This window comes from Serratia sp. CY56464, from assembly GCF_052168435.1.
GTDB classification, from domain to species: Bacteria; Pseudomonadota; Gammaproteobacteria; order Enterobacterales; family Enterobacteriaceae; genus Serratia; species Serratia marcescens.
In genome coordinates, this window is sequence record NZ_JBJNMV010000001.1 from 1,502,817 (window position 1) to 1,516,893 (window position 14,077).

A 14,077-nucleotide genomic window follows, 5' to 3' on the forward strand; every position below is an offset into this window, starting at 1 on the left:
ATAGAAAATACCTATTTCTGCATTCTGTCTGTCGTAAATGTGCGTTTATCGGCATTTCGTGGCGCAGCGCAAGCGCGCACCCTCAGGTTAAAGTTTAGTCGCTCAGGCTCAAGTTGGGTCGTCGGCAGCCTTTTACACCTCACGCAATGAAAAAACGCCACGCCGGGGATTGATCGGCAACGCGGCAGTTTATATGATAATGATTATCATTCAATTGTAATTTGAGCGCGAAGCCAATGACTCTTTCGATCAACGCATGGTTGCTGGGCAAGATTGATGACTACAAATTCAGCGTGCGCGACGCCACGGTGGACTTTTACATGGCCGAAGCGGCGCTACGGCGCCCGGAATGCAATATCGACCACCTGAAGCGGTACAACAGCGTCAGCCTTACCATGGCCAATCTGTGTCTGGAGAACGGTGACGACGACAGCTACCTGCACGCGCTCAGCAAGCTGCACAACCGGCTGATCGTCGAGATCAACAATCCGCAGCGTTGCCAGCTGTTTCGGGTGCAAAGTTACCACTTCGCGCGCCATACGCTGACGCTGATCTGCCAAAAATACGCAATGGAAGGCACCTGGGAGAAGGCGAACGCGTTTCAGAAGGACTTCGTCAAACGCGTGCCGTTTCAACTGTAAAGCGAAAGGCTCCGCAGGCCGAGCGCCTGCGGAAACCGGCGGGGATCAGTCGATGACCGCCGTGGTCAGACGCGAAGTGCAGCACAGCCGATCGCGCGCGTCGAAGATCTCGATTTGCCATACTTGATGACGGCGGCCAACGTGCAGCGCGCGGCACACCCCGCGCACCTGGCCATCGAACACCGCGCGCAGGTGGTTGGCGTTGATCTCCAGCCCCACCACTTTCTGCTCGCCCTCACTGCACAGGTAACCGGCCATCGATCCCATCGATTCCGCCAGCACCACCGACGCCCCGCCGTGCAACAGCCCGAACGGCTGCCGGGTGCGGCCATCGACCGGCATGGTGGCCTCGAGGAAATCCTCGCCCAGCTGGGTAAACTCGATGCCCACATGGCTGACCATGCAGCCGTCACCGGCGCGGTTCAGCTGCTCCAGCGACGTTTCACGTTTCCACAATTTCACTCAATCATCTCCAGAAGTGCCTGTAATGGGTGGCGCACGCCATTGCCCTCGATGCGTTTCACCTGGCTGCGGCAGGAATAGCCGGTCGCCAGGCAGCGCTGCCGCGGCAAACGCTGTAGCGTCGGATGCCATGATAGCTCATAAATGCCGAGCGAGTTTTGCAGGTTCTTGGCTTCATGGCCGTAAGTGCCCGCCATGCCGCAGCAGCCGACGCTGACGTTCTCCAGTTTGGCGCCGAAGCGGGCGAAGATCGCCGCCCATTGTTGGCCGCTGGCCGGCAGCGCGGTGGTTTCGGTGCAGTGGCCGAACAGATACCACGGCTCGCCGGTCGCCGGCTGTTCGGCGCGATCCGCGATCCGCTGCTGCAGCCATTCATGCACCAGCTGCACCTGGAAATCGCCGCGCTCGGCGCCGAGGATCTCGCGGTATTCGTCGCGGTAACACAGCACCAGCGCCGGATCGACGCCCACCAGCGGCATGCCGAGCTGCGCCACGCGGTTGAGAAAATCGGCGGTTTTGCGCGCGGTGCGGGCAAACCGCGTCAGGAAACCTTTCACATGCTGCGCCTTGCCGTTCGGCGAGAACGGCAGCAGCACCGGTTTATAACCGAGCTTCTCCACCAGCCGGACAAAGTCCGCCACCACTTTGGCGTCGTAATAGCTGGTGAACGGATCCTGGACGATCAACACGTGTTCTGCCCGCTGCTCGGCGCTCAGCCCTTCCAGCTGCTCCAGCGTCAGCGTGGTCGCGCGGTGGCCGGACAGCTGCTGACGCAGCGTCGGGCTGGACAACAGCGGCAGATCAACCATGCCGATGGCGTTGCGGCTCATCTCTCGCAGCCACGGCTGGCGGAAGAAGAAGTTGAACACCTTCGGCGCGCGGGCCATCAATGGGGTATAGCTCTCTACGCCGGCGACCATGTAGTCACTCACCGGGCGCAGATAGCGGGTGTGGTAGAGCTGCAGGAAGCGCGAACGGAACCCCGGCACGTCAATTTTGATCGGGCACTGGGTGGAACAGGCCTTGCAGGCCAGACAGCCAGACATCGCCTCTTTCACTTCGTGCGAAAAGTCGTACTCGCCCTTGCCGGCATGCCAGCTGTTGCGGGTTTTCTCGATTAGACCGCGCAAGCTGAGGCGCTGCTGCGGCAGCTGTTTCTCCAGCGCCAACGGATCGACGCCTTGCTCGGCCAACAGACGCAGCCACTCGCGCACCAGCGTCGCCCGCCCTTTCGGCGAATGAATGCGGTTGCCGCTGATCTTCATCGACGGGCACATCGGGCTGCGCACGTCGAAGTTGAAGCACAGGCCGTTGCCGTTACACTCCAGTGCGCCGCGGAACGAGGTGCGCACCTCGACCGGGATCTGGCGATCGAAGGTGCCGCGTTTGACCGCGTCAACCTGCATCATCGGCGCATCGACCGCCAGCGGCGAACAGATCTTGCCTGGGTTCAGGCGATTATCCGGATCGAACGCCGCCTTGATGCGGCGCAGCTCTTCATACAGCGTTTCCCCGAAGAATTCAGGGCTGTATTCCGCGCGGAACCCCTTGCCGTGCTCTCCCCACAGCAGGCCGCCGTATTTGGCGGTCAGCGCCACCACCCGATCGGAGATCTGCTTCATCAGCACTTCCTGCTGCGGGTCGCACATGTCAAGCGCCGGGCGCACGTGCAGCACCCCGGCGTCGACGTGGCCAAACATGCCATAGCTCAGATTGTGGTCATCGAGCAGTTGCCGAAATTCGACGATATAGTCCGCCAGATGTTGCGGCGGCACACAGGTGTCCTCGGCGAACGGAATCGGCTTGGCACGCCCTTTGGCGTTGCCCAGCAGCCCGACCGCCTTCTTGCGCATGTTGTAAATGCGCTCGATGCCAGCCAGATCGCCGCAGATCTGGTAGCCGATCACGCCGCCCTGCCGCTGCGCGATCAATTCGTCCAGCCGTTGGCACAGGGCTTCCATCTGGCCGTCGATCAGCGCCCGATCGTCGCCGGCGAACTCGACGATGTTCAGCCCGAGCATCTCTTTATCCGGCACGTCGGCGATCAGTTCGTTCACCGAGTGCCAAACAATGTCTTCACGCGCCAGGTTCAGCACCTTGGAATCGATGGTTTCCACCGACAGCGCCTTGGCCTCGACCATAAAGGGCGCATTGCGCAGCGCAGAGTCAAAGGAGTCGTACTTCACGTTGACCAGGCGGCGCACTTTCGGCAGCGGCGTGATGTCCAGCCGCGCCTCGGTGATAAACGCCAGCGTGCCCTCGGCGCCGGTCAGAATGCGCGTCAAATCGAAGGTCTGCAGATCGTCGCTCAGCACGTGGCGCAGATCGTAACCGGTGAGGAAGCGGTTGAGCTTGGGGAATTTCTCCAGGATCAGCGCGCGCTGCTCGCGGCAGCGGTTGAGCACCGTGCGGTAGATGCGCCCTTCGGCGGTCTCTTCCTGAGCAATCGTTTCCGCCAGCGCTGTCGGCATGGCGCGGGTATCGATCATCTCGCCGCCCAGCAGCACCGCCCGCAGGCCCAACACGTGATCGGAGGTTTTGCCGTACACCAGCGAGCCCTGGCCGGAAGCATCGGTGTTGATCATGCCCCCCAGCGTGGCGCGGTTGCTGGTGGACAGTTCCGGCGAGAAGAAGTAGCCGAACGGCCGCAGGTATTGATTCAGCTGATCCTTGATCACGCCGGCTTCGACTTTCACCCAGCCTTGTTCGACGTTGATCTCCAGAATGCGGTTCATGTGGCGCGACATATCGACCACGATGCCGGTATTGAGCGACTGGCCGTTGGTGCCGGTGCCGCCGCCGCGCGGGCTGAAGGTCAGCGTATTGAAGCGCTCTTCTCCGGCCAGACGGGCGATCAGCGCCACATCGGCGGTGGAACGGGGGAACACCACCGCATCGGGCAGCAGCTGATAGATACTGTTGTCGGTGGCCATCGTCAGCCGGTCGGCATAGCTGGTGGCGGTATCGCCGTTGAATCCGTTTTGCTTCAGTGCTTCCAAAAAGTCGAGCACCCGTTGAACGAGGCCGGGCGCCTGAGAAATCTGTGGGATCATTCGCTTTTTTGACCCTGTCCGTCTATTTTTTATGCGCTGATGTACGCTGAATCGGGCCTTTAATTCAGACCCACCCTATTTTTTAGTGACACTAAAAACTAACATACTCGTTTAGTGAAGGCATTCACATTATTACCGCCCTGCGAGCGCCGCCACAGGCGGCCGCCCGGCGGTGATAAACCGACCGACAGGCACCCCGATTCGCCGGTGCCAGGGATTTAATTGACCAGGATGAGAACCCACTGATGCCACTCCCGCAATCGCGTTACGACTTACCGCGAATTATTTTCGGCGTGCTGTTTATCGCCATCATGATCGTTGCCTGTTTTTGGGTGATCCAACCGTTTATTCTCGGCTTCGCCTGGGCGGGTATGGTGGTGATCGCCACCTGGCCGTTGCTGCTCAAACTGCAAAAGCTGCTGTGGGGCCGCCGCTCGCTGGCGGTGTTGGTCATGACCCTGCTGCTGATCCTGCTGTTCATTCTGCCTATTTCCCTGCTGATCAGCAGCGTGGTGGATAACAGCGCGCCGCTGATCGCCTGGGCCAGTTCGCCCGGCAAGCTGCACATTCCCGATCTCGCCTGGCTGCAGTCCGTGCCGATGATCGGCGACAGGCTCTATACCAGCTACCACACATTGGTTAACGCCGGCGGCGCTGCGCTGCTGGCGAAGGTGCAGCCGTACTTCGGCCAAACCGCCACCTGGTTCGTGGCGCAGGCGGCGCATATCGGTCGTCTGCTGCTGCACTGCGCGCTGATGCTGCTGTTCAGCGCCTTGTTGTATGCGCGCGGCGAGCAGGTGGCGCTGGGTATCCGTCACTTTGCGGTGCGCCTCGGTTCCAAACGCGGCGATGCGGCGGTGCTGCTGGGCGGCCAAGCGATCCGCGCCGTCGCGCTGGGCGTGGTGGTGACGGCGTTGGTGCAGTCGGTGCTGGGCGGCATCGGTCTGGCGGTAAGCGGCATTCCTGCCGCCACTCTGCTGACGATGCTGATCTTTATCTGCTGCGTGGCGCAATTGGGGCCGCTGTTGGTGCTGGTGCCGGCCATCATCTGGCTGTACTGGCACGGCGACACCACCTGGGGCACCGTGCTGCTGGTCTGGAGCTGCGTGGTGGCCACGCTGGATAACGTGCTGCGCCCGGTGCTGATCCGCATGGGCGCAGACCTGCCGCTGCTGCTGATCCTGTCCGGCGTTATCGGCGGTTTGCTGGCCTTCGGCATGATTGGCCTGTTCATCGGCCCGGTGGTGTTGGCGGTATCTTATCGCCTGTTGACCGCCTGGATGGATGAAGCGCCGGAGCCGACCTCCGCACCGGAGCAAGTCATCGAAGATCTGGAAAAACGCTAATTCCCCCCTTCCGCCCGCATCGTCGGGCGGAACTTTTCACGCCTGTCATTATTCCTACCCCATTCGAGTAATATCTCCGCCCAATATAATGCCGCCCTATATTGATTTCAGTACGGCGAATGAAAGGTGCAATGTAAATCCCTGTTTGTTGCAAACGGAAAAAAGAGATAACTACCGCAAATAAAATGTGATGCCGCTATCGATTAGGATGATTCTTAATGACTAGTCGCGTTCAAAAATCTAGTATTATGGCCATCTATTGCTTCAAATCACTGATTTTAAAGCAACCTTTCTGAACAATGTAATGCCATACATGTGAATTGCTGTGTGTAGTCTTTGCCCATCTCCTACGGTGGGCTTTTTTTTATTCTTTTTTCGTCGAATTGATTATTTTACGCGCCGTTATTTACATTCAGAAATAAAAAGGCCGCAGCGTTAACTGCGGCCTGACGTTAATGCCTCAGCGAGGCCGAGACATTATTTCTTTTTCGACAAATTGATCCAGGTCTGCACCACAGTGTCCGGGTTGAGCGACAGGCTGTCGATGCCCTGCTCCATCAGCCACTCGGCGAAGTCTTCATGGTCAGACGGACCCTGGCCGCAGATGCCGACGTATTTGCCGTGGCGCTTGGCCGCCTGAATCGCCATCGACAGCAGCGCTTTCACCGCCTCGTTGCGCTCGTCGAACAGTTCCGACACCACGCCGGAATCGCGATCCAGCCCCAGCGCCAGCTGAGTCATGTCGTTGGAGCCGATGGAGAAGCCGTCGAAGTGCTCGAGGAACTGATCCGCCAACAGCGCATTGGACGGGATCTCGCACATCATGATCACTTTCAGCCCGTTTTCGCCGCGCTTCAGCCCCTGACGCGCCAACTCGGCCACCACCGCTTCCGCCTGCGCCACGGTGCGCACGAACGGCACCATGATTTCGACGTTGGTCAGCCCCATGTCGTTACGTACGCGTTTCACCGCCTCGCACTCCAGCGCGAAGCAATCGCGGAAGCTGTCGGCCACGTAACGGCCGGCGCCGCGGAAGCCCAGCATCGGGTTCTCTTCGTGCGGTTCATACTTATCGCCGCCCACCAAGTTGGCGTACTCGTTGGATTTGAAGTCGGACAGCCGCACGATCACACGCTTCGGCCAGAAGGCGGCGCCCAGCGTCGCGATCCCTTCTGTCAGGCGGCCAACGTAGAACTCGACCGGGTGGTCGTAACCCTGCATCAACGCGCGAATTTCGTTTTGCAGCGCCGGCGTCTGCTGATCGAACTCCAGCAGCGCGCGCGGGTGCACGCCAATCATGCGGTTGATGATAAATTCCAGCCGCGCCAGGCCCACGCCTTCATTCGGCAAACGCGCAAAGTCGAAAGCGCGATCCGGGTTGCCGACGTTCATCATGATCTTCAGCGGCAGATCCGGCAGCTCGGTCACTTCAGAGCTCTGCACGCTGAAATCCAGCATGTCGCTGTAAACGAAGCCGGTGTCGCCTTCCGCACAGGATACGGTGACTTTCTGGCCGTCTTTCAGCACGTCGGTGGCGTGGCCGCAGCCCACCACCGCCGGGATGCCCAGCTCACGGGCGATGATCGCCGCGTGACAGGTGCGCCCGCCGCGGTTGGTGACGATCGCGGCGGCTTTCTTCATGATCGGTTCCCAGTCTGGGTCGGTCATGTCGGTGACCAGCACGTCGCCCGGCTGGATGCGATCCATTTCGCTGATGTCGTGGATCACTTTCACCGGACCGGCGCCGATGCGGTGACCGATGGCGCGGCCTTCCACCAACACCGGACTGGTGCCGTTCAGCTGGTAGCGCTCCATGGTTTGTTCGTTGGAGCGTACGGTCTCCGGGCGTGCCTGCACGATCAGCAGCTTGCCGGTATGGCCGTCTTTCGCCCACTCGATATCCATCGGGCGGCCGTAATGTTTTTCGATCAGGATCGCCTGCTGCGCCAGCGCCTGCACTTCGTCATCCGTCAGCGAGAAACGGCTGCGCTGCGCTTCCGGCACGTCTTCAATGCGCACCTGTTTGCCGTGATCCTGCGACGGCGCGTATACCATGCGGATCTTTTTCGAACCCAGGTTGCGGCGCACGATCGCCGGCTTGCCGTTTTGCAGCGTCGGTTTGTGCACGTAGAACTCATCCGGGTTCACCGCGCCCTGCACCACCATTTCACCCAAGCCGAAAGCGGAGGTGATGAATACCACCTGATCAAAGCCGGACTCGGTGTCGATGGTGAACATGACGCCCGAGGAGGCCAGATCCGAGCGCACCATGCGCTGTACGCCGGCCGACAGCGCCACGCCGCGGTGATCGTAGCCCTGGTGCACGCGATAAGAGATGGCGCGGTCGTTGAACAGCGACGCGAACACGTGCTTGATCGCCACCATTACGGCGTCGATGCCCTGCACGTTGAGGAAGGTTTCCTGCTGGCCGGCGAAGGAGGCGTCCGGCATGTCTTCCGCCGTGGCGGAGGAGCGCACCGCAAAGGAAGCTTCCGGTTCGCCGTCGGCGAGCTGTTGGTAAGCCTGATGAATTTCACGCTCGAACTCGGCGTGGAACGGCGTGTCGATCACCCATTGGCGGATCTGGGCGCCGGCCTTGGCCAGTTGGGCAACGTCGTCAACGTCGGTCTGATCCAGTAGCTGATAGATGCGCTGGTTAACACCGCTTTGTTCGAGGAAATCGTTAAACGCCTGTGCGGTGGTGGCAAAACCGTTAGGCACGGCCACGCCCAAATCGGAAAGATTGGTGATCATTTCACCGAGGGAGGCATTTTTGCCGCCGACACGGTCAACGTCGTGCATGCCAAGCTGGTTGTACCAAAGCACATTACGCAAGTCTGGGCCATTGTTGGACATCGAGACAATCCTTATTGCTATCAGTAGGGTAAAGACGGATTTAATTCGCTTGCTTTACGGCGCCGCTAACACGGAGCCGAATCAGACTAGCACACTGATCCGGGGAAAATGGAAAGGTGAATCGATCAACCCACTGAAGAAAGTGGTTTTTAAGAGAATGTCCTAACCGGCTGATTTGCCTGGGAACCGTTCCCAATCGCACGAAAAGCTTAGTTCTCAACAAATTACGCTCTTTTTAAAATTCTGTTTTAATGACCACGCAAACGCTATCGTTTTTGGTGAAAATAGCGGCAAATTTACGTTTCGGCTCGAAAAGCGTCGCTGCGCCGCGATTTCTATCGCCGCCAACGCGCGCTTTTTTTTCGCGCGCCGCCGCAAGACGCTTTACCGCCCCGCCGTCACAATTTTTTCCCTCGCCCCTTTACCCGCGGATCGTCTGCGGCTCATGATATTGGCAGTGATGACAGCAGGAACACCGTTTTCAGGTAAGGAGCCTCGGGTGGAAAGAAGCGTTTTTTATATTTCGGATGGTACGGCGATCACCGCCGAAGTGCTGGGGCACGCGGTGCTGTCGCAGTTCCCGGTCACGGCGACCACTTACACCTTGCCGTTTGTCGAAACCGAGGCGCGCGCACGCGCAGTTCGCCAACAAATCGATGATATCTATAATGAAACTGGTGTACGGCCGCTGGTGTTTTACTCCATCATCTCGCCGGAAGTGCGCGATGTGATCGTGCAAAGCCAAGGCTTCTGTCAGGATATCGTGCAGGCGCTGGTCGGCCCGCTGCAGGGTGAGCTGGACGTGGAGCCAACGCCGGTGCCGAACCGCACCCACGGTCTGACCGCCAGCAACCTCGGCAAGTACGACGCGCGCATTGCCGCCATCGACTATACCCTGGCGCATGACGACGGCATTTCGCTGCGCAATCTCGATCAGGCGCAGGTGATCCTGCTCGGCGTGTCGCGCTGCGGCAAAACCCCCACCAGCCTTTATCTGGCGATGCAGTTCGGCATCCGCGCCGCCAACTATCCGTTTATCGCCGACGATATGGACAATTTGCACCTGCCGGCCTCGCTGAAACCGTTTCAGCATAAATTATTCGGCCTGACCATCGATCCGGAACGCCTTGCGGCGATCCGCGAAGAACGGCGCGAAAACAGCCGTTACGCCTCACTGCGCCAGTGCCGCATGGAGCTCGCCGAGGTCGAGGCGCTGTTCCGCAAAAATCAGATCCGCTACCTCAATACCACCAACTATTCGGTCGAAGAGATCTCCACCAAAATCCTCGACATCCTTGGCATGAGCCGCCGCATGTTCTGATCTTTCCCTCGCGGGGCCCCGTGCCCCGCCGCCTGCCGTTTATTTCAGCAGCAGCTGATTTTTTTGTGCTTTTTTTCGCGGCTTTGATCAACAGAACACAATCTCTACGGTTGAATTCAGCGCTTTTTGCGTTATTGTGATCGCCATCACTTCCCGGCACTCCTGCCGCAGAGAAGAACAGTTTCCAGGGAACAACATGCACAAAACAGATGAACTGCGGACCGCGCGCATCGACAGCCTCGTCACGCCGCAAGCGTTGGCGGACAAGCTGCCGATCTCGGCGGCCATCGCCGATAACGTGACAGCGTCACGTAAACGCATTGAAAAAATCCTCACCGGTGAAGACCGCCGCCTGCTGGTGGTGATCGGCCCCTGCTCGATCCACGATCTCGATGCCGCCGTCGATTACGCCGGCCGGCTGAACGCCCTGCGCGAGCGCTACCAGGATCGCCTGGAGATCGTAATGCGCACCTATTTCGAAAAACCGCGCACCGTCGTCGGCTGGAAAGGCCTGATCTCCGATCCGGCGCTGGACGGCACCTTCCAGGTCAACCGCGGCATCGAAATGGCACGCCGCCTGCTGCTGGAAGTGAACCAGCTCGGCCTGCCGACCGCCACCGAATTCCTGGACATGGTCGTCGGCCAATACATCGCCGATCTGATCAGCTGGGGCGCCATCGGCGCACGCACCACCGAAAGCCAGATCCACCGTGAAATGGCCTCGGCGCTCTCCTGCCCGGTCGGCTTCAAAAACGGCACCGACGGCAACACCCGCATCGCCATCGACGCCATTCGCGCGGCGCGCGCCGGGCACATGTTCCTGTCGCCGGACAAACATGGCCAGATGACCATCTACCAGACCAGCGGCAACCCGTACGGCCACATCATCATGCGCGGCGGCAAAACGCCGAACTACCACGCCAGCGATATCGCCGCCGCCTGTGACAGCCTGCGTGAATTCGATCTGCCGGAGCACCTGGTGATCGACTTCAGCCACGGCAACTGCCAGAAAATGCACCGCCGCCAGTTGGAAGTGGCCGACAACGTCTGCCAGCAGATCCGCGCCGGCTCTGCCGCCATCACCGGCGTGATGGCGGAAAGCTTCCTGGTGGAAGGCACGCAGAAGATCGTCGCCGGCCAACCGCTGACCTATGGCCAGTCGATCACCGATCCTTGCCTGAGCTGGTCCGACAGCGAACAGCTGCTGGCGATGCTGGCGGATGCGGTCGATAGCCGTTTCTGACGCAACACAGGCCGGGGCCTCGCCCCGGCTTTATTCATCCCGCCCTGCTCATCTATACTGATTGCAACGCTTTAGCACCCGCCGAAACGCACTGGGAGCCCCGGCATGATTCACTCTCTGTTATCCATTCCCTGCGTCACGCTGCAGGGCGAGCAAAAAACGCTGGGCGATTTCCCGGCGCGCGCTTACCTGGTGGTCAACACCGCCAGCAAGTGCGGCTTCACCCCGCAATACCGCGGGCTGGAAAATTTGTGGCGATACTATCGCGAGCGTGGCCTGATGGTGCTCGGCTTCCCCTGCAACCAGTTTGGTTCTCAGGAGCCGGGCAGTCCGCTGGAGATCGCCAATTTTTGCAGCCTCAACTACGGCGTCAGTTTCCCGCTGTTCAGCAAGATCGACGTTAACGGCCCCGGCGCCCACCCGCTGTTCAATGAGCTGAAACGCCTGGCGCCCGGCATTCTGGGCAGCCGCCGCATCAAATGGAATTTCACCAAGTTCCTGCTCACCGCCGACGGCCAGCGCGTGACGCGCTTTGCGCCGATCACCAAGCCCGAACGCCTGTTTGACCGCATCGAAACCCTGCTGAAATAACGCCCCTTTTTTACGGGCCGAGTGCGCTCGGCCCGCCGCCGGATGTCCGTTCGACAAAAAGGTTCCATCGGTAAGAAAATTTTCCTTGATGTAACCTTTCCTTCACATGATAATGATTCTCAGTTTGATATTAATTACCATTTAATAATCTGTTTTATAAGCACAATGATGATGGATACTGCCAACACGCCAACCCCCGCCGCCGCGGCCCCGACCGAGCACAGCGCAAACGCGCCGCCCAGCTACGACAGCGCACAGCTGCTCGGCGCCGACGGCATCGCGTTCATTACCCATCAGGGCCAGCGCTATCAGCTGCGGCAGACCAAAGCCGGGAAATTGATCCTGACCAAATAACCACAGAACCCTCAAACGCCAGCCACCCCGATCGTTTGATCCAGGCAGCCAGCAAATCTATTGATATGTTTTATTACATACGGAGAGTTGCACCATGCCTCTGACATTTTCCACCCGGCTGCGTTTTTCCGCGTTGAGTCTGGCGATTGCCTGCGCTCTGCCTACGGTGGCCTTGGCACAAAACACCAGCACAACAACTTCTTCCAACGCGGCAGCGGCCAAAAACGCCGACGAGACCATGACCGTGGTCGCCACCGGCAACCAACGCAGCAGCTTTGAAGCGCCGATGATGGTCACGGTCATCGAAGGAAACTCGCCGGAAAGTCAAACTGCAGGCACCGCCGCCGATATGCTGCGCCGCGTGCCGGGCATTACCGTCACGGGTTCCGGGCGCAGCAATGGGCAGGATCTCATGATGCGCGGTTACGACCGACGCGGCGTGCTGACGTTAGTTGACGGCATCCGCCAGGGGACCGATACCGGCCATATTAACGGCACTTTTTTGGATCCTGCGTTAGTGAAACGCATTGAAATCGTGCGCGGCCCCTCCGCGTTGCTGTACGGCAGCGGCGCGTTGGGTGGCGTAGTGTCTTATGAGACCGTCGATGCCGCCGATCTGCTGCTGCCGGGCCAGGATAGTGGGTTCCGCGTCTACGGCACCGCCGGCACCGGCGACCACAGCCTGGGCATGGGCGCCAGCGCCTACGGCAAGACCGATAACCTCGACGGCCTGCTATCGTTCGGCACCCGCGACGTCGGCGATCTTCGTCAGGGCAACGGCTTCGATGCGCCTAACGACGAAACCATCAGCAACGTGCTGGCTAAAGGCACCTGGAAGATCGACGATAGCCAGTCGCTAAGCGGCAACCTGCGCTACTACAACAACAGCGCCCAGGAGCCGAAAAACCCGCAAACCCCAGCCAGCTCCAGTGGAAACTTAATGACCGATCGTTCGACGATTCAACGCGATGCGGCATTGAGTTACAAACTGAAGCCAATCGGCCAGGATTGGCTGGATGCGGAAGCGAAAGTGTATTATTCAGACGTGAAAATTAACGCTCACGCCAATGGCAGCGAGGATGAAGCGCGTAAACAAACCACGAAAGGCGCCAAACTCGAAAACCGCACGCGCCTGTTTGCGGATACTTTCGCTTCACATCTGCTGACCTACGGCACCGAGGCTTACAAACAGGAGCAAACGCCGGGCGGCGCTACCGAAAGTTTCCCGCACGCAAAAATCAACTTCGCTTCAGGCTGGCTGCAGGACGAAATCACGCTGCGCGATCTGCCCGTCACCCTGCTCGCCGGCACCCGCTATGACAATTACAAGGGCTCAAGCGACGGCTATGCCGATGTGGATGCGAACAAATGGTCCTCACGCGGCGCAGTCAGCATTACGCCTACCGACTGGCTGATGCTGTTCGGCTCCTATTCTCAGGCGTTCCGCGCGCCAACGATGGGTGAGATGTACAACGACTCCAAGCACTTCTCAATTCCAATGGGACCAACCACCATCACCAACTATTGGGTACCTAACCCGAATTTGAAGCCGGAAACCAACGAGACCCAAGAGTACGGGTTTGGTCTGCGTTTCGATGATTTGATGCTGGCCGATGATAGCCTGCAGTTCAAAGCCAGCTATTTCGATACCAAAGCCAAGGACTACATCACCACCGATGTCACGATGGAACTGGGACGCGGTCCGCGCGGCCCTTACTGCATCAGTTGCACCACCTTCTCGACCAATGTCGATCGCGCCAAAATCTGGGGATGGGACGCTACGCTCAGCTATAAAACCCCCTGGTTCGGCTGGGATTTGGCTTACAACCGCACCCGTGGCAAAAATGAAGCGACCGGTGACTGGTTAAGCAGCATCAATCCGGACACCGTCACCAGCTCGCTGGACGTGCCGCTGGGCGAAACCGGTCTGTCTGCCGGCTGGGTCGCCACCTTCGCCGAACGCGCGACGCGCGTGGAGACAGGCACGGCCGAACAAGCCGGTTATGGCGTCAACGACTTCTATCTGAGCTACAAGGGCCGCGACCGTCTGCAGGGCATGACCACCACCGTGGTGTTGGGTAACGCCTTCGACAAAGAATATTACTCGCCGCAGGGCATCCCGCAGGATGGCCGCAACGCCAAACTGCTGGTCAGCTACCAGTGGTAATCATTTGACTATCTGGCGGACAACCCGATTGTCCGCCGTTCGC

The 14,077-nt window shown here is 59.4% G+C and carries 10 protein-coding genes and 1 other RNA gene; 8 read left to right on the forward strand and 3 right to left on the reverse strand.

Annotated elements, in window-relative coordinates:
- Positions 1–236: 236 nt before the first annotated feature.
- Entirely contained in the window at positions 237–641 is a 405-nt protein-coding gene (locus tag ACJ8KE_RS07265) for a hypothetical protein (protein ID WP_004931369.1), read from the forward strand.
- A gap of 45 nt (positions 642–686) precedes the next feature.
- Here the strand turns inward: ACJ8KE_RS07265 and menI are convergent, their stop codons facing one another.
- Positions 687–1,103 carry a 1,4-dihydroxy-2-naphthoyl-CoA hydrolase gene (gene menI / locus ACJ8KE_RS07270; RefSeq protein ID WP_016927938.1) on the reverse strand — a complete coding sequence of 139 codons (417 nt, stop codon included), beginning with the start codon at positions 1,101–1,103 and terminating at the stop codon, positions 687–689.
- Complete coding sequence (gene ydiJ, locus ACJ8KE_RS07275) at positions 1,100–4,156, reverse strand: D-2-hydroxyglutarate dehydrogenase YdiJ (RefSeq protein ID WP_028128173.1); 3,057 nt, start codon at positions 4,154–4,156, stop codon at positions 1,100–1,102. Before ydiJ ends, menI begins: the two co-directional genes overlap by 4 nt.
- Before the next feature lie 245 nt (positions 4,157–4,401).
- Here ydiJ and ydiK point away from each other — a divergent pair, with 245 nt between their 5' ends.
- Entirely contained in the window at positions 4,402–5,502 is a 1,101-nt protein-coding gene (gene ydiK, locus ACJ8KE_RS07280; protein WP_049191420.1) for an AI-2E family transporter YdiK, read from the forward strand.
- Positions 5,503–5,760: 258 nt separating this feature from the next.
- An RNA gene (gene rprA / locus ACJ8KE_RS07285) (antisense sRNA RprA) lies at positions 5,761–5,870 on the forward strand.
- Between the two features lie 109 nt (positions 5,871–5,979).
- Here the strand turns inward: rprA and ppsA are convergent.
- Positions 5,980–8,358: a phosphoenolpyruvate synthase gene (gene ppsA, locus ACJ8KE_RS07290; protein ID WP_028128172.1), complete on the reverse strand. Its 2,379-nt coding sequence runs from the start codon at positions 8,356–8,358 to the stop codon at positions 5,980–5,982.
- 460 nt (positions 8,359–8,818) lie between these two features.
- Here ppsA and ppsR point away from each other — a divergent pair, with 460 nt between their 5' ends.
- From ppsR to ACJ8KE_RS07315, 5 genes are all read left to right on the forward strand, one after another.
- Positions 8,819–9,679, forward strand: a complete 861-nt coding sequence (ppsR, locus tag ACJ8KE_RS07295; protein ID WP_161544659.1) for a posphoenolpyruvate synthetase regulatory kinase/phosphorylase PpsR — start codon at positions 8,819–8,821, stop codon at positions 9,677–9,679.
- A gap of 196 nt (positions 9,680–9,875) precedes the next feature.
- Entirely contained in the window at positions 9,876–10,922 is a 1,047-nt protein-coding gene (locus tag ACJ8KE_RS07300; RefSeq protein ID WP_015377715.1) for a 3-deoxy-7-phosphoheptulonate synthase, read from the forward strand.
- Positions 10,923–11,027: 105 nt separating this feature from the next.
- Positions 11,028–11,513 (forward strand): glutathione peroxidase, encoded by a 486-nt coding sequence (locus tag ACJ8KE_RS07305; protein WP_015377714.1) that lies wholly within the window; start codon positions 11,028–11,030, stop codon positions 11,511–11,513.
- A 171-nt stretch (positions 11,514–11,684) separates the two neighbouring features.
- Positions 11,685–11,867 carry a hemin uptake protein HemP gene (hemP, locus tag ACJ8KE_RS07310; RefSeq protein WP_016927944.1) on the forward strand — a complete coding sequence of 61 codons (183 nt, stop codon included), beginning with the start codon at positions 11,685–11,687 and terminating at the stop codon, positions 11,865–11,867.
- Between the two features lie 94 nt (positions 11,868–11,961).
- A complete protein-coding gene (locus ACJ8KE_RS07315) occupies positions 11,962–14,034 on the forward strand; it encodes a TonB-dependent hemoglobin/transferrin/lactoferrin family receptor (RefSeq protein WP_016927945.1) in 2,073 nt (690 codons plus the stop codon).
- Positions 14,035–14,077 lie beyond the last annotated feature (43 nt).

Coding starts and splice junctions, on each gene's coding strand:
- ydiK (WP_049191420.1), top strand. CDS start 4,402: ATGCCACTCCCGCAATCGCGTTACGACTTACCGCGAATTATTTTCGGC.
- ACJ8KE_RS07300 (WP_015377715.1), top strand. CDS start 9,876: ATGCACAAAACAGATGAACTGCGGACCGCGCGCATCGACAGCCTCGTC.
- ACJ8KE_RS07305 (WP_015377714.1), top strand. CDS start 11,028: ATGATTCACTCTCTGTTATCCATTCCCTGCGTCACGCTGCAGGGCGAG.
- ydiJ (WP_028128173.1), bottom strand. CDS start 4,156: ATGATCCCACAGATTTCTCAGGCGCCCGGCCTCGTTCAACGGGTGCTC.
- ACJ8KE_RS07265 (WP_004931369.1), top strand. CDS start 237: ATGACTCTTTCGATCAACGCATGGTTGCTGGGCAAGATTGATGACTAC.
- ACJ8KE_RS07315 (WP_016927945.1), top strand. CDS start 11,962: ATGCCTCTGACATTTTCCACCCGGCTGCGTTTTTCCGCGTTGAGTCTG.
- hemP (WP_016927944.1), top strand. CDS start 11,685: ATGGATACTGCCAACACGCCAACCCCCGCCGCCGCGGCCCCGACCGAG.
- ppsR (WP_161544659.1), top strand. CDS start 8,819: ATGACAGCAGGAACACCGTTTTCAGGTAAGGAGCCTCGGGTGGAAAGA.
- ppsA (WP_028128172.1), bottom strand. CDS start 8,358: ATGTCCAACAATGGCCCAGACTTGCGTAATGTGCTTTGGTACAACCAG.